Origin of the sequence: Telluribacter humicola, from assembly GCF_017355935.1 — a bacterium.
Classification (GTDB): domain Bacteria; phylum Bacteroidota; class Bacteroidia; order Cytophagales; family Spirosomataceae; genus Telluribacter; species Telluribacter humicola.
Genome location: NZ_JAFIQT010000003.1, coordinates 129,299 through 145,536, shown reverse-complemented (window position 1 = coordinate 145,536; position 16,238 = coordinate 129,299). Strand labels below are relative to the sequence as shown.

The 16,238-nt window shown below is 48.3% G+C and carries 9 protein-coding genes; 5 read left to right on the top strand and 4 right to left on the bottom strand.

Going from position 1 to position 16,238, the window contains the following annotated elements; translation table 11 throughout:
• Window positions 1-363: 363 nt before the first annotated feature.
• The 5 genes from rpoB (at window position 364) to JUB14_RS15890 (ending at window position 12,556) form a co-directional block, all read left to right on the top strand.
• Window positions 364-4,224, top strand: coding sequence for a DNA-directed RNA polymerase subunit beta (gene rpoB, locus JUB14_RS15910; protein WP_229367921.1), 3,861 nt, complete (start codon window positions 364-366; stop codon window positions 4,222-4,224).
• Window positions 4,225-4,322: 98 nt separating this feature from the next.
• Window positions 4,323-8,648 carry a DNA-directed RNA polymerase subunit beta' gene (gene rpoC, locus JUB14_RS15905; RefSeq protein WP_207507323.1) on the top strand — a complete coding sequence of 1,442 codons (4,326 nt, stop codon included), beginning with the start codon at window positions 4,323-4,325 and terminating at the stop codon, window positions 8,646-8,648.
• A 99-nt stretch (window positions 8,649-8,747) separates the two neighbouring features.
• Window positions 8,748-9,077: a DUF3467 domain-containing protein gene (locus JUB14_RS15900; protein WP_207507322.1), complete on the top strand. Its 330-nt coding sequence runs from the start codon at window positions 8,748-8,750 to the stop codon at window positions 9,075-9,077.
• A 100-nt stretch (window positions 9,078-9,177) separates the two neighbouring features.
• Window positions 9,178-11,172 (top strand): M1 family metallopeptidase, encoded by a 1,995-nt coding sequence (locus JUB14_RS15895; protein ID WP_207507321.1) that lies wholly within the window; start codon window positions 9,178-9,180, stop codon window positions 11,170-11,172.
• A gap of 139 nt (window positions 11,173-11,311) precedes the next feature.
• Complete coding sequence (locus tag JUB14_RS15890; protein WP_207507320.1) at window positions 11,312-12,556, top strand: aspartyl protease family protein; 1,245 nt, start codon at window positions 11,312-11,314, stop codon at window positions 12,554-12,556.
• Window positions 12,557-12,648: 92 nt separating this feature from the next.
• On the opposite strand, the gene JUB14_RS15885 is transcribed toward JUB14_RS15890, so the two are convergent.
• The 4 genes from JUB14_RS15885 to JUB14_RS15870 form a co-directional block, all read right to left on the bottom strand.
• The gene (locus tag JUB14_RS15885; RefSeq protein ID WP_207507319.1) at window positions 12,649-13,593 is read right to left on the bottom strand and encodes a 3-oxoacyl-ACP synthase III family protein; all 945 of its coding nucleotides are present in this window, start codon (window positions 13,591-13,593) and stop codon (window positions 12,649-12,651) included.
• Window positions 13,594-13,729: 136 nt separating this feature from the next.
• A complete protein-coding gene (locus tag JUB14_RS15880; RefSeq protein ID WP_207507318.1) occupies window positions 13,730-14,875 on the bottom strand; it encodes a glycosyltransferase in 1,146 nt (381 codons plus the stop codon).
• On the bottom strand, window positions 14,872-15,531 hold the full coding sequence (deoC, locus tag JUB14_RS15875) for a deoxyribose-phosphate aldolase (RefSeq protein WP_207507317.1): 660 nt from the start codon (window positions 15,529-15,531) through the stop codon (window positions 14,872-14,874). The genes JUB14_RS15880 and deoC overlap by 4 nt, the downstream gene beginning before the upstream one ends.
• A 106-nt stretch (window positions 15,532-15,637) precedes the next feature.
• Window positions 15,638-16,201 (bottom strand): DUF5606 family protein, encoded by a 564-nt coding sequence (locus JUB14_RS15870; protein WP_207507316.1) that lies wholly within the window; start codon window positions 16,199-16,201, stop codon window positions 15,638-15,640.
• Window positions 16,202-16,238: the final 37 nt, after the last annotated feature.

Genomic DNA, 16,238 nt, shown 5'->3' with positions numbered 1-16,238 from the left:
CCAGGAATAGGCCTGACTAACGTCAGGTCTTTTCCTGTTTTGTATACAGAGGGTGAACTAAGATTAGCAGTTACACGTTATATTTCGTAAGTCTGTTATAAAGAAACCCTTAGTGAATGATTATCAGGATACCGCTTAAAGTAGATTACTCTCTCCTGATTTTATCATAGATCCTATTTCTTCCTTATGGGAGAGCTTGTCCGAAACACTTCCTTACTCGTAGGAAAGAAGAAGAGGGACCGCTTTCCGACATATCCTACGAGGCATACGTTTGCGGTTTAAACTGATTTGAGTGTTGTGCGTATTTATAGTCTTGCATCAGCGCTCCGTTTTTTGTTCTAACAAACCAAAACAAATATAGCCTTGGCTACCAAAACAACTCCCAGAAAGAATTTCGCACGGATTAATCCGGTCATTGATTATCCTGACCTTTTGGCCGTCCAAGTACAATCATTCAGAGATTTCTTCAGTCTTGACACGTCGGCCGAAGATCGGTCGGATGAAGGACTATACAAGGTTTTTGCTGAGAACTTCCCCATTGCGGACTCTCGTGAAAACTTCGTACTAGAATTTGTAGATTACCTACTGGAGCCACCAAAGTACTCAGTTGACGAATCAATTGATCGTGGATTGACTTATGCCGTGCCTCTGAAAGCAAAATTACGTCTGATCTGTAATGATGCTGATAACGAAGATTTTGAGACCATTGAGCAGGAAGTGTTCTTAGGGAATATCCCTTACATGACCGACAAGGGTTCTTTTGTAATAAACGGGGCTGAGCGTGTGATTGTTTCACAGCTGCACCGCTCTCCTGGTGTGTTCTTCTCGATGAGCAAGCACACCAACGGCTCAAAACTATATTCAGCTCGTATCATTCCTTTCAAAGGTTCCTGGATTGAATTTTCTACGGACGTGAACAACGTGATGTACGCGTACATCGATCGTAAGAAGAAGTTCCCGGTAACTACGCTGCTGCGTGCCATCGGATTTGGTTCCGACAAAGATATACTGGATCTGTTCGGTCTGTCTGAAGAGATTGGCGCTACTCCTGCTAATCTTAAGAAAGCAGTAGGACGTCGTCTGGCAGCACGGGTACTGCGTACTTGGACAGAAGACTTCGTAGATGAAGATACCGGTGAGGTAGTATCTATCCAACGTAATGAAGTACTGCTGGAGCGCGATTCTCTTATCACGGCTGATGATATCGAAGTAATTGTAGAGTCAGGTCAGAAATCAGTCATCCTGCACAAGGAAGATATGAACGTAGCTGATTACAACATTATCTACAATACTCTTCAGAAAGATAGCTCTAACTCAGAGAAAGAAGCGGTGGAGCAGATCTACCGTCAGCTTCGTAATGCCGAAGCTCCTGATGAGCAGACAGCACGCGAAGTTATCCAGAGCTTGTTCTTCAGTGATAAGCGTTATGACTTGGGTGATGTAGGTCGTTACCGTATTAACAAGAAGCTGGGTTCTGATACCAGTCTTGATGTACGTGTACTGACTACTGAAGACATCGTTTCAATTGTTAAGTACCTGATCGGCCTTATTAATGCCAAGGCCGTGGTGGATGATATAGATCACCTCTCCAACCGCCGTGTTCGTACGGTAGGTGAGCAGCTGTATGCTCAGTTTGGAGTAGGTCTGGCTCGTATGGCTCGTACTATCAAAGAGCGTATGAACGTACGGGATAACGAAGATTTCAAACCAGTTGACCTGATCAATGCACGTACGCTGTCGTCAGTAATCAACTCGTTCTTCGGAACCAACCAGCTGTCTCAGTTCATGGACCAGACCAACCCGCTGGCTGAAGTGACGCACAAGCGTCGTATGTCAGCTCTCGGACCTGGTGGTCTTTCACGTGAGCGTGCCGGTTTCGAGGTTCGTGACGTACACTACACGCACTACGGTCGTCTGTGTACTATCGAAACTCCCGAAGGTCCTAATATCGGTCTGATCTCTTCACTATGTACTTATGCAAAAGTGAATGGAATGGGCTTCATCGAAACTCCTTACCGTGTTATTGACAGCAATGGTAAGCTAACCGATGAGATCATTTATATGACTGCTGAAGAAGAAGATTCTAAATATATCGCCCAGGCTAACGCTTCGGTGGATAAAAGTGGAAACTTCACGGTAGAAAAAATCAAAACCCGTTTTGAGGGTGATTTCCCAATGGTAGATCCGGCGCAGGCGTCTTATATGGACATCGCTGCCAACCAGATCGTATCGGTAGCGGCTTCGCTGATTCCGTTCCTGGAGCACGATGATGCTAACCGTGCCCTGATGGGATCAAACATGCAGCGCCAGGCTGTGCCTCTGTTGCGTCCGCAGGCACCTATCGTAGGTACCGGACTGGAACAGCGGGTGGCCATGGATTCACGGTCTCTGATTGTAGCCGAAGGTGATGGTGTCATTGATTATGTTGATGCCGACCGGATCGTGGTACGTTATGACCGTACGGACGAAGATCGTCTGGTAAGCTTCGATGACGATTGTATTTCTTACGATCTGATCAAGTTCCGCCGCACCAACCAGGATACCTGCCTGAACCTGCAGCCTATGGTTCTGAAGGGCCAGAAAGTGAAGAAGGGTGAGGCTTTGTGTCAGGGATATGGTACCGAAGGTGGTGAGCTTGCACTGGGGCGCAACATGATGGTTGCGTTCATGCCATGGCAGGGATACAACTTTGAGGATGCTATTGTGATCTCGGAGAAAGTGGTACGTGAGGATATCTTTACCTCCATCCACATCGAAGAGTTCGAACTCGAAGTACGTGACACCAAGCGCGGAGAGGAAGAGCTAACCGCTGAAATTCCGAACGTAAGTGAGGAAACTGTTAGAAACCTTGATGAGAATGGTATCGTTCGCATCGGTACTGAAGTGAAAGAAGGAGATATTCTGATCGGTAAGATTACACCTAAGGGTGAGTCAGATCCTACCCCGGAAGAAAAACTACTTCGTGCGATCTTCGGTGATAAAGCCGGTGATGTGAAGGATGCTTCCAAGAAAGCACCACCATCCATGAAAGGGGTGGTTATTGATACAAAACTATTCTCTCGTCCTACCAAAGAAGAGCGTGCTAAGCACAAAGATGAGCTGAAGTTGCTCATGAAGCGTTACAGCCGCGATCTTACTATGCTTCGCGATCGTATGATCGATAAGCTGGTTGAGCTTCTGGATGGTAAGACAAGCCAGGGAGTTAAGCATAAATTTGGTGATGAGCTGGTAAGCAAAGGAGTGAAGTTCAACCGCAGAAATATCTCGGAGAACCTGTTCCCATCGGCCAACCCATACCGTGACGAAAGCCAGTACTCCGTAGCTGAAGAAGTAAACCTGATCGGTGATGTACTGACTGACGCCTGGACTGAGGATACACATCTGAACCGTCTGGTATCACGTGCCGTTCGTAACTACCTCAACCGTCGTAGCGAATTGATGGGACGCTTCAAGCGTGACCGTTTCGCTCTCGAAGTAGGGGATGAGCTACCAGCAGGTATTGTGAAATTGGCTAAGGTGTACATCGCGAAGAAGCGTAAGCTGAAAGTAGGGGATAAGATGGCCGGTCGCCACGGTAACAAAGGGGTAGTTGCCCGTATTGTACGTGACGAAGATATGCCATTCCTAGAAGATGGTACACCAGTTGATATCGTGCTGAACCCACTTGGGGTACCTTCACGTATGAACATCGGTCAGATCTACGAAACCATCCTGGCGTGGGCTGGTCTGAAAATGGGACGTCGCTACGCTACGCCTATCTTTGACGGAGCTACCGAGGATGAAGTAGCCGCCGAGCTGAAAGAAGCCGGACTACCTGACTGGGGACGTACGTACCTGTACAATGGTCTGTCTGGTGAGCGTTTTGATCAGCCTGTAACCGTAGGTCTTATCTATATGATGAAACTGGGTCACCTGGTTGATGATAAAATGCACGCCCGTTCAATCGGACCCTACTCGCTCATTACGCAGCAGCCACTTGGAGGTAAAGCCCAGTTTGGTGGTCAGCGTTTTGGAGAGATGGAAGTGTGGGCACTCGAAGCTTTCGGTGCATCTCACATCCTGCAGGAGATCCTGACTGTGAAGTCAGATGACGTGGTAGGTCGCGCCAAAGCTTACGAGGCTATCGTAAAAGGCGAGAACCTGCCGAAACCAAATATCCCGGAATCATTCAACGTATTGGTGCACGAACTACGTGGTTTGGCACTGGAAATTACGCTGGACTAATACATAGTTAATAGCTGGAAGGGCCTTAACGGCTCTTCCAGCCTAACATTCCGAAGTTTATCTAAGGACTATTGACTCACAGAATAACGATCAACAATATGTCTTTCAAAAAGAACAAAAAACTCAATAGTGACTTTTCCAGCATAACTATCAGTCTGGCGTCACCGGAGTCTATCCTTGAGAGCTCCTACGGTGAGGTAACCCAGCCTGAAACCATCAACTACCGGACCTACAAGCCGGAGATGGGTGGGTTATTCTGCGAGCGCATTTTTGGACCTGTTAAGGACTGGGAATGTCACTGTGGTAAATACAAGCGTATCCGCTATAAGGGTATCATCTGCGACCGTTGTGGGGTAGAGGTAACCGAGAAGAAGGTACGCCGTGAGCGTATGGGACACATCGAACTGGTGGTACCTGTAGCTCACATCTGGTACTTCCGCAGCTTGCCAAACAAGATCGGATACCTGTTAGGATTATCTACCAAGAAGCTCGATCAGATCATCTACTACGAGCGGTATGTGGTAGTACAATCTGGTATCAAAGGAGAAGATGGCGTTAACGCGATGGACTTCCTGACCGAAGACGAGTACCTTGATATTATTGACAAGCTCCCCCGCGACAACCAGATGTTGCCGGATACAGATCCTAATAAGTTCATCGCTAAGATGGGTGCTGATGCACTCGAAATGCTGTTGAGCCGTATTAATCTGGATGAGCTTTCGTACGAACTGCGTCACCAGGCTGCTACGGATACTTCACAGCAGCGTAAGGCTGAGGCCCTAAAGCGTCTGAAAGTTGTAGAAGCTTTTCGCGATGCCAATACACGCGTAGAGAACCGTCCTGAGTGGATGGTGATCAAGATGGTGCCTGTAATTCCACCCGAATTGCGTCCGTTGGTACCTCTGGACGGTGGTCGCTTTGCTACCTCTGACCTGAATGACCTGTACCGTCGTGTAATCATCCGGAATAACCGTCTGAAGCGTCTGATCGAAATTAAGGCACCTGAGGTGATCCTTCGTAACGAGAAGCGTATGCTACAGGAAGCGGTAGACTCACTATTCGATAACAGCCGTAAAGTAAACGCCGTACGTTCGGAGGGAAACCGTGCTCTGAAATCACTTTCGGATATGCTGAAAGGTAAGCAGGGACGTTTCCGTCAGAACCTACTTGGTAAGCGGGTTGACTACTCTGGTCGTTCGGTAATCGTGGTAGGTCCTGAGCTGAAACTACACGAGTGTGGTCTGCCTAAGGACATGGCGGCTGAGCTATTCAAGCCGTTTATTATCCGTAAGCTGATCGAGCGTGGTATCGTGAAAACAGTGAAATCAGCGAAGAAGATCGTAGACCGTAAGGATCCTGTGATCTGGGATATTCTGGAAAATGTACTGAAAGGGCACCCTGTTCTGCTGAACCGTGCTCCAACGCTACACCGTCTGGGTATCCAGGCGTTCCAGCCTAAGCTGATCGAAGGAAAAGCTATTCAGCTGCACCCGCTGGTATGTACTGCATTCAACGCTGACTTTGACGGTGACCAGATGGCCGTTCACGTGCCGCTTGGACAGGAGGCAGTACTTGAAGCATCAATGCTGATGCTTTCTTCACACAACATCCTTAACCCTGCCAACGGAGCGCCTATTACGGTACCTTCGCAGGACATGGTGTTGGGTCTATACTACGTAACCAAAGGACGTAAGAATACACCTGAGTATCCTATTGCAGGTGAAGGTATGACTTTCTATGGTCCCGACGAGGTAGTAATTGCTATCAATGAGGGCCGTATCTCGAAGCACGCTAACATCAAGTGTCGTGTACGGGTACGTAACGAAGATGGTAGCTTCGAAATAAAACTAATTGATACCGTAGCCGGACGCGTTCTGTTCAATCAGAATGTACCCGATGAGGTAGGTTATATCAATGAGCTGCTTACCAAGAAGAAGCTGCAGCAGATCATCGGACAGGTATTCAAACTGGCCGGTAGCGCTCGTACAGCTCACTTCCTGGATGATATTAAGGAGCTTGGATTCCAGATGGCCTTCAAAGGTGGTTTGTCTATCGGTCTTAGCGACGTGATGGTACCTGCTGAGAAGGAGAAACTGGTCGAAGAAGCCAAGAAAGATGTAGAAGGTGTTTGGAGTAACTACCTGATGGGTCTGATTACGGAGAACGAGCGTTACAACCAGGTGATCGATATCTGGACGCGTGTAAACTCCCGTATCACCGAGACGCTGATGAAGCAGCTCGAAGCTGATCAGGGTGGATTTAACTCAATCTATATGATGATGCACTCAGGTGCCCGTGGTTCGCGTGAGCAGATCCGTCAGCTGGGTGGTATGCGTGGTTTGATGGCTAAGCCTCAGAAGAACCTCGCCGGTGGAGCCGGAGAAATCATTGAGAACCCGATCCTTTCTAACTTTAAAGAGGGACTTGACGTACTCGAGTACTTTATCTCTACCCACGGTGCTCGTAAAGGTCTTGCCGATACAGCTCTTAAAACAGCTGATGCCGGTTACCTGACCCGTCGTCTGCATGACGTAGCACAGGATGTAGTAGTTGTTGAAGAGGATTGCGGTACTCTGCGTGGTATCCAGATCGCCGCTCTGAAAGACAACGAAGACATCGTAGAGCCACTGTCAGAGCGTATCTTGGGTCGTGTGAGCGTACACGATGTATTCGATCCTTTGAATGGTAACATGATCGTTGAATCAGGTCAGGAGATCACCGAAGAGATCGCTGCCTATATCGACGAGACCAGCATTGACAGCGTAGAAATCCGCTCGGTGCTGACTTGCGAAACCCGCAACGGTGTATGTGCCAAGTGTTACGGACGTAGCCTTGCATCAGGCCGTATGGTAGATAATGGTGAAGCAGTAGGTGTTATTGCATCTCAGTCTATCGGTGAGCCTGGTACACAGCTTACACTTCGTACCTTCCACGTGGGTGGTACTGCTTCGAACATTGCCGTAGATGCCAACATTAAGGCGAAATTTGAAGGTCTGATTCAGTTCGAAGATCTTCGTCTGGTTCAGTCTACCAACTCAGAAGGCGATCCTATTACCGTAGTGATGGGTCGTTCGGGTGAGGTGAAGATCGTACACCCTGAAACGAAGCAACTGCTTATCTCTAACAACGTACCTTACGGTGCACACCTGCAGGTAAAAGAAGGAGATGTTGTATTCAAAGGACAGGAACTATGTACCTGGGATCCATATAACGCAGTAATTCTTTCGGAGTTTGATGGTTCTGTACAGTTTGACGCGATCGAGGAAGGTATTACCTACCGCGAAGAGTTTGACGAACAGACCGGTTTCCAGGAGGCTGTAATTATCGAAACCCGCGACAAGACTAAGAACCCTGCGCTGGTCGTAAAAGGTAAGAGCAACCTGCTGAAAGATCAAACCGAAAAATCATATAACCTACCCGTAGGATCACGCCTGGTAGTGAAGAACGGTGCTGCTGTAAAAGCAGGACAGCCTCTTGCCAAGATCCCGCGTGTAGTAGGTAAGACCCGTGATATTACGGGAGGTCTGCCACGTGTTACCGAACTTTTCGAAGCTCGTAACCCATCTAACCCTGCCACCGTTAGTGAAATCGACGGTGTAGTAAGCTACGGTGGTGTGAAGCGTGGTAACCGCGAAATTATCATCGAATCACGTGATGGCGTACAGCGCCGTTACATGGTAGCTCTGTCGAAGCACATTCTGGTTCAGGATGGTGACTTTGTACGGGCAGGTGATCCGCTGTCAGACGGAGCTATCACTCCGGCCGATATCCTTTCTATCAAAGGACCTACCGCCGTACAGGAGTACCTGGTTAATGAAATTCAGGAAGTATACCGTCTGCAGGGTGTGAAGATCAACGATAAGCACATCGAATGTATCGTACGCCAGATGATGCAGAAAGTGGAGATCCTTGACGCCGGAGATACCAACTTCCTCGAAATGCAGCCGGTAGACCGCTGGGTGTTCCGCGAGGAGAACGATAAGATCCTTGACATGAAAGTAGTTGAGGAAGCCGGTGATTCAGAAACTCTGAAGCCTGGTATGATCGTGTCGGTACGTCGTCTGCGGGATGAGAACTCAAGCCTGAAGCGTCGTGACCTGAACCTTGTGAAAGCACGTGATGCACAAGCGGCGGTGGCAAGACCAACGCTGATGGGTATCACTCAGGCGTCACTAGGTACCGAGAGCTTCGTATCAGCGGCTTCGTTCCAGGAGACCACCAAGGTACTTAGCGAAGCAGCTGTACGCGGTAAGCGCGATGAACTGAACGGTCTGAAGGAGAATGTGATCGTAGGTCACCTGATCCCTGCCGGTACAGGTATGCGTCGCTACGTTGATCTGCTCGTAGGTTCGAAAGAAGAGTTCGATACATTAGTAGAATCACGCGAGAAGTCAGCTCGTAAGAAACGCGAACTGGCTCAGTAGTCCATTCGAACCCAATAAATACAAAAAGCCAGCCTCACACCAGAGGCTGGCTTTTTGTTTGAAAAGTATAGTTTTGTAAAAATTTAATACCTTAAACTTATGAAAGACAATAATCAGGATTTTGAACAACAGATTAACATAGAGCTATCCGAAGAAATGGCTGAGGGGGTATACTCAAACCTGGCTATGATCGCTCATTCGAACAGTGAATTTATTGTAGATTTTATACGGTTGATGCCAGGCTTGCCCAAAGCCAAGGTCAAAGCCAGAATCATATTGACGCCCGAGCACGCCAAGCGACTCCTGCTGGCTCTTAATGATAATGTACGTAAATACGAGGATGCACACGGTACCATTCAGCAGACTTCGGATGATGGCACTAGCTTCAACTTTCCGATGAGCTTTGGAGGTCCCGGAGGGGAAGCGTAGGCTCCTGGCTCAGCACCAGGATTCTAAAAATATCCTTTGGTTAATTGACCAAAAGCTACTCCGGCTCGTTTAGTATTACATACAAACCTTTGAGAAAATAATGAAGATACCAAACTCACGTTTATGGGTCTTGATCTTTTGCTTGTTGAGCGGCCTGAGCACCTTTGCCCAGGAAGCTGATAAGTCAAAGTATGACCATTATGTATTGTTTCACCCACTATTTAACTTTCAGCCCGGCAACCAATACCGCACCGGCGGGGGCTCTCCCGGCCCGGCCTACTGGCAGAACCGTGCTGATTACAAAATTAATGTAGCTCTGGATGAAGCGGCCGCCACTCTTAATGGAGATGTGGAAATTACCTATAAGAATAATAGTCCCGAAGCACTTGAGTTCCTCTGGTTACAGCTGGACCAGAATGCCTTCAGCGCTACTTCGCGTGGAGCCAAAACTACTCCCGTCACCGGAGGCCGCTTCGGCAACCTGGGTTTTGATGGCGGTAATACCATCAAAAGTGTAACTATACAGCAGGGTAAGGGTAAGGCTACGGAAGCCAACTACCATATCACCGATACCCGTATGCAGATACGTCTGGCTGATCCACTGAAAGCCAATGGCGATGTTATCAAGATCCGTATCGGCTATTCGTTCAAGATCCCTCAGTATGGCTCGGACCGCATGGGTACCCTGCAGACCAAGAATGGTATCATTTATGAAATAGCTCAATGGTACCCGCGCATGAGCGTGTATGACGACATCGAAGGCTGGAACCTGCTGCCTTACCTGGGCGCCGGCGAGTTTTACCTCGAATATGGCGATTTTGAATATGCCGTTACGGTACCCTGGGATCACATCGTAGTAGGTTCGGGTGAATTGATAAATCCCAACGAAGTACTTACCAACGAGCAGATGAAAAAGCTGGATCAGGCTCGTAAAAGTGACCAGACAGTGATGATCCGTACAGCCGAAGAGGTAACAAGTCCTACTTCACGCCCTAAGCAGTCAGGTACGTTGACCTGGCGTTTCCGCTGTCAGGATTCCCGTGACATAGCCTGGGCTACCTCAAAGGCTTTCATCTGGGATGCTGCACAAATAGACCTGCCTAGTGGTAAAACTGCTCTGGCGCAGTCGGTGTACCCGGTGGAAGATAGCGGCAATAACGCCTGGGGCCGTTCAACGCAGTATGTTAAGTCAAGCATTGAGTTCTATTCCAACTACGTATATGAGTATACCTATCCGGTGGCCACTAACGTAGCCGGTATTGTAGGCGGTATGGAGTACCCGGGTATCATTTTCTGTAGCCACAGCGACCGTGGAGAGGACCTTTGGAATGTAACAGATCACGAGTTCGGCCATAACTGGTTCCCGATGATCGTGGGTAACAACGAGCGTAAGTACGCCTGGATGGACGAAGGTTTCAATACCTTTATTAACTTCCTCTCCACAGACAACTTCAATAACGGGGAGTACCGAAACAATCAGCTACAGGACCTGCATCGCGTAGCGCCCATGATTTATCGTCCCGGTGCAGATCCCATTATGACTATTCCTGATGTAGTACAGGCCCGGAACCTGGGGTGGGAAGCCTACTATAAGCCTGCTATTGGTCTGGTAATGCTGCGTGAGCAGGTACTGGGCAAAGAGCGTTTCGACTACGCCTTCCGTCAGTACGTGAAGCGCTGGGCCTTTAAGCACCCTACTCCTTACGATTTCTTCCGTTCGATGGAGGATGCCGCCGGAGAAGATCTGGGCTGGTTCTGGAAAGGCTGGTTCTTTGAGAACTACAAGCTGGACCAAGCCGTGAAGGAGGTTACATACATTGAGCAGAATCCGCAGAAGGGATCTCTTATAACCATTGATAACCTTGAGCAGTGGGCTATGCCGGCTACCGTTGAACTGGAAGAGGTAAATGGTAAGAAAACACGCGTAGAGTTGCCAGTAGAAATCTGGCAGCGTGGCGGAAGCTGGTCTTTCCGCGCTAATACGGAGCAGCCGCTTCGGTCAGTGACCATTGATCCTGATAATAAACTGCCGGATGTAAATCCACGTAACAATAGCTGGAAGCCTTCTCAGATAGGGAGTTCAGTGACTAACTAAGAGCAGGTGTATTGGCCACGTTAAGAGCTGCTATGGTCTGATAACCACCGTTTATCAGACCATAGCAGCTCTTGTATTTGTTGTGTAGGATATCTACCGGATATTTTGCAACTTTAGGAACAATAGAATAGCCATGAACATGATAAAGCTATTGTTCCTTATAGCGGCTTCATTACTTCATCTGGTCCCGATCTGTGCGCGGGCTCAGCAGAAAGCATTTGGCTTTCATATGGTACAAAAGCGTAAAAGCGTACGGGTTCCATTCAAGCTTCACGCTAACCTCGTCATTGTACCTGTTCAGATCAATGATTCCGATACGCTGCAGTTCATCCTGGATTCAGGCGTTGGTACAATTATCGTTACTGACCCACAGGTTTCCCGATTTGTCGATAAAGGCTACTCCCGGACTGTTACCATCGATGGCGTAGGGAATGAGGCCTCCCGAAAAGCCAATGTTAGCATTGGCAATACATTCAAAATGCCCCACATCCAGGCCTTTGATCAGAATCTGGTCGTGCTGGAAAGCGATATGTTAAAGCTATCGGAGTTTCTGGGTACCCCCATTCACGGCATATTTGGCTATGAACTATTTGAGCGGTTTGTCATCACTATTGATTTTCGCCGACAGGAGCTTATACTGAGGCCTCCTGATCACTACCGGTACAGGCCTAAGTACGGAGATAAACTTCCGATCCAGATCGTGAACCGGCGCCCTTACTTAAGTGCAGTACAGATAACCGAGAAAGGGGAGGAGAAGAATGTGCAAGTACTTCTGGATACCGGTGCGGGACACGCTCTGATGCTGGACACGTATTCATCCAGTATTGCTTTGCCCGAAAAGGTAGTTCGGGTGCAGTTGGGAGTGGGACTGGGGGGAGTAGTGAGCGGCCATCTTGGACGTTTGTCTAAGCTTCAGGTGGGGCGATTTGAGCTGCATGATGTATTGTCTTCTTTTCCCGATAAGTCTTCGTTTGGTTCCAAGATCAACTCCATGAGCGGACGACAGGGAAATATTGGTGGAGAACTGCTTCGCCGCTTTGTAGTTACCTTCCATTATCGTGACCAATATGTCGTCCTGAAACCTATAAAAAAGGCCTTAAAGGAAACCTTTGAGCATGACATGAGTGGTATGGAGCTAAGAGCTAAAGGAGACAAATATACCTCCTATGAGGTGGATCATGTCAAGGAAGATTCACCCGCGTACCACGCCGGAATCCAGAAAGGCGATAAGATCGTATTCATTAATGACACGCAGGCCAGTAATCTATCACTTACAGAAATAAATAAGACCCTGCAGCATAAGGAAGGAAAGGAGATAAACCTGGTACTGAAGCGGGGGGACCAATTGGTCTTTACCAGCTTCATTCTGAAGCGTACTATTTGAGTACCTCTCCTCAGGATAGGGTACATATACTAGCAAGCAGGCTGCCCTTACTGGGCAGCCTGCTTGCAAAATCAACTATAAGTTAGTATTAATTATACTTCTATAAGCATGGCTCCAAAAGAGTAGCCACCTCCGAATACCGTCACCACAATGCGATCTCCTTTCTTAAAGCGATCCTGGTTTTCGGACAAGGCAATGGCGCATCCGGCGCATCCGGTATTGCCGTAGCGCTGAATATTGGAGATCAGTTTCTCTTCCGGAATGCCCAGCGTATTTATGACATTCAGGCTAATGCGGTGGTTGGCCTGGTGGGGGATCAGGTAATCAACATCATCAATCGTCAATCCACAACGGTCCAGTACTTGCTGGCTTACCTTCGGCATATAGATACAGGCGTACTGGAATACATCACGTCCATACGGCATAATAACACCACGCTCGTTGGGGCGTAGTACTACTCCCTCCGTCGCTTTACCACTGGTAGCGGCACCACCCGTAACAACCTCCTGAATGTACATATCCGAATCAGACTGGCGCTCTTTGGAGATCAGCATAGCCGAAGCTCCGTCTCCCCACAGGTGTCCCGATACGGTATCACGTTCGTTGTTGTAGGCTGTATTATGGTCTGATACGACTACGATGGCTTTGGATGCTTTTCCCAGCGCAAAGTACCCCTGTACAACCTCAATGGCGTTAAGCAGTGACGAACAGGCCGACGACACCGATATTACCGGAATATCAGCAATACCAACGTAGTGCTGCACCGCGTGAGCCAGCGATACGATGGTATCATAGGGAGTATAAGTAGCCCCTACAATCAGATCTATTTCATCCGTGCCGTATGGACTTGATTCAAGCAATGACTTCACAGCTTCAATAGCCATGGTGGATGTATTCTCACCTTCGCCAGCTTTACGACGTTCACAAATTCCGGTTCGTGAGATGATCCATTCGCTGGATAGGTTGTTGAGTTCTGTAAAATACTCATTGCCAACTACTTCCGATGGGAGATAATGGCTGACTTTATTTATATACATGGTTAAGAAAATGTCTTTACAAGCGGCATTTCTAAATATGGCCGAAAGTTAAATATTTCGTAGAAGGCGTGGTATTGTATATTTGAACAATTAAATAATAACTTATTATAATTATAATAGTTGCGGCTATTTACTTTTAGGAAATATCGGTTACAGATTTGGAAGGTATAAGAGTACTATAAAGCTGCCGCAGAGCAGTTTCTTCAGATTGCCAGTTATATTTTTTTTCGACAGCCTGTCTACCGCGTTGACCCATAGCGGAAGCCTCCTCCGGGTGGTCGACCAGCCACTTAAAAGCATCAGCTAAAGCATCTGCATCAAAGGGGGAAATACAAAACCCACACTGAGTGCGCTCGACCACCTCCCGATAGAGAGGAAAGTCCGATGTAATAACGGGTAACCCCAGCGCCATGTATTCAAATAGTTTGGTAGTGTAGGAGTCGGGGTAGTCGCCTACGGGTTTGAGCAGAGCTATACCAGCTATGGCGCCATGAGCATAGGGTAGAGCAATACGCAAATCGGTATAGCCGTAGAAAGTAAGGTGCGGCTGTACTGATTCGAAGTGAGGAAGCGAATAGGCCTCCTTCCAGTCAAACTGAACCGGTCCAAACAGATGTACCCTGAATGTGGGATAAATGTTTTTTAATCTAGCAAAAGCCGCTACCAGGGTGTCAAAGGATCGCTCCATAGATATGACGCCGCTGTAAAAGAAAGTCGGTTGAGCAGGCGCCGGTGATGCCGTTCCCTTGAACTGATCTATGAAAGCGAGCGATACGTAGTTGTGAATAACGGTGGAAGGGTACCTTGTATTCCGGTATTCGTCCAGGTACGCGTGCTCAGTCAGGACACATCGGAAGTGGCGCCTGGCCTGGTGGTCAAACCAACGGAAAATCTGCTGAAACAGGGGCTCATTGTTGTAGCGCTTGAGCGAAAACTTCTTGTACAGGTTTTCCTGCACTTCATAGATTACCTCAGCGCCCAGCCACCTGAAAAGAAAAGCTATAGGTATCAGCTCGGGGACAAATATATGTACTACCTGTGGACGCAGCCTCAGGCACTTCCAGAGTAGTACAGGGTGGCAGAGAAGCAGCCGGAAGAGCAACCGGCTGTAAAAGGGAAGCCGGATCATACAGACTTGCCTTCCCAGTACGGAGGAAGCCGTGGCATTAGGTAGCGCACAATACACCTCATACGTACTGGCAAGGGCCGGAGCTATTTTGTAGACAATGCGTGGATCAGTAGGCGGATGTACAGTACTTAGTAGCAGAACTCTGGGCCTCATGCTTCGGATACGATGGCTACTCCGGCTGAGGTACCAATACGATCGGCTCCTGCTTCAATGAAGGCTAGAGCCTGCTCTCGGGTACGGATACCTCCCGAAGCCTTTATTTGCATAGGAGCAGGAAGAATGGAACGCATCTGGCGCACAGTTTCCAGCTCGGCCCCTTTGGGTGAGAACCCGGTGGAGGTTTTGACAAAATCAGCACCGGCTTCGACACATATTTCGCAGGCAGTATGCAGCTCAAACAGGTCCAGGTAGGCTGTTTCTATGATTACCTTGAGCAGTGCATCCTGCTCGTGGGCGAGGGTAGTCAGCTGGCGCAACTCTTCGCGTACGCTGAGGTACGCCATGGATTTGAACTGCGACAGGTTAATAACGACATCCAATTCAGTAGCACCATCGTGTAGCGCGTTTTGGGCCTCCCGTACTTTGGTGTCGGTAGTGGAGTAGCCCAGTGGAAAGCCTATGACCGTCGCTATCTCAATGCGAACAGGACAGAACTCCAGCATATCTTTGGTATAACCTACATAGGTAGGAGCAACGCATACTGCCTTGAACTGATGGATCCAGGCTTCTTCGCAGAGTTTCCGCACGTCGGTTTCACTGGCTATGGGGCTCAACAATGTATGATCTATATAGGAAGATAAGCTGTTCATACGGGTCTGTTCAAAATATGCGGTAAAGATAAAGCAAAAACCCCGTCGGTCCGACGGGGTTCGCTTATAGTCCATCGCTCGGCGCAGGCCGGTCGGGTATAGCTGATTAGGCTTTGTTTTTCTTAGACTTGGTGCCTTTTGTCTCGGTAGCTTCGGCTTCGCCGCTAGCTTCTACGGGCGCTGACTCTTCTGTCTCGGCTGTGTCCACAGTAGCTGTTTCCTCAGTGGCTGTATCCTCAGTGGCTTCTTCTGTAGCGGCCTCTGTAGAGGTTTCGAACGCCTCAGGTGCGTACTGCGACAGGAGGTTGTACCAGTTGATGATCTTCTTGATATCAGAAATATACACCCGTGAGCGGTCAAACTCAGGCAGTATATCATCCATAAACTCGATGAGTTCTTTGTCAGAGGCAGTCTTCGTATTTACTTCTACTTCCTCACCGTGCTTCTCACGGATCTGCATAAATACATCGGCCAGGGGTACAGAGTCCTCAGCACCTTCGGTAAATACCGATACATCTTTCAGCACAGATACCCGCGCCGTGGGGCCGATCATCGTTTTCTCTCTTTTCTCATTGAGGCCTTCAACGATCACACCAGCGCGGCTGGGTTTGAGAATACGGTACAAGCCACTTTTACCTGAAATATTGGCAATCTCTTTTAACAAATCCATACCTACAGATTCTTCTTTAACACTTATTTACGTATTG

What these genes read in the sequence shown, in the direction of transcription:
- rpoC (WP_207507323.1), top strand. Translation starts at nt 4,323, where the DNA reads ATGTCTTTCAAAAAGAACAAAAAACTCAATAGTGACTTTTCCAGCATA.
- JUB14_RS15900 (WP_207507322.1), top strand. Translation starts at nt 8,748, where the DNA reads ATGAAAGACAATAATCAGGATTTTGAACAACAGATTAACATAGAGCTA.
- JUB14_RS15895 (WP_207507321.1), top strand. Translation starts at nt 9,178, where the DNA reads ATGAAGATACCAAACTCACGTTTATGGGTCTTGATCTTTTGCTTGTTG.
- JUB14_RS15890 (WP_207507320.1), top strand. Translation starts at nt 11,312, where the DNA reads ATGATAAAGCTATTGTTCCTTATAGCGGCTTCATTACTTCATCTGGTC.
- JUB14_RS15885 (WP_207507319.1), bottom strand. Translation starts at nt 13,593, where the DNA reads ATGTATATAAATAAAGTCAGCCATTATCTCCCATCGGAAGTAGTTGGC.
- JUB14_RS15880 (WP_207507318.1), bottom strand. Translation starts at nt 14,875, where the DNA reads ATGAGGCCCAGAGTTCTGCTACTAAGTACTGTACATCCGCCTACTGAT.
- deoC (WP_207507317.1), bottom strand. Translation starts at nt 15,531, where the DNA reads ATGAACAGCTTATCTTCCTATATAGATCATACATTGTTGAGCCCCATA.
- JUB14_RS15870 (WP_207507316.1), bottom strand. Translation starts at nt 16,201, where the DNA reads ATGGATTTGTTAAAAGAGATTGCCAATATTTCAGGTAAAAGTGGCTTG.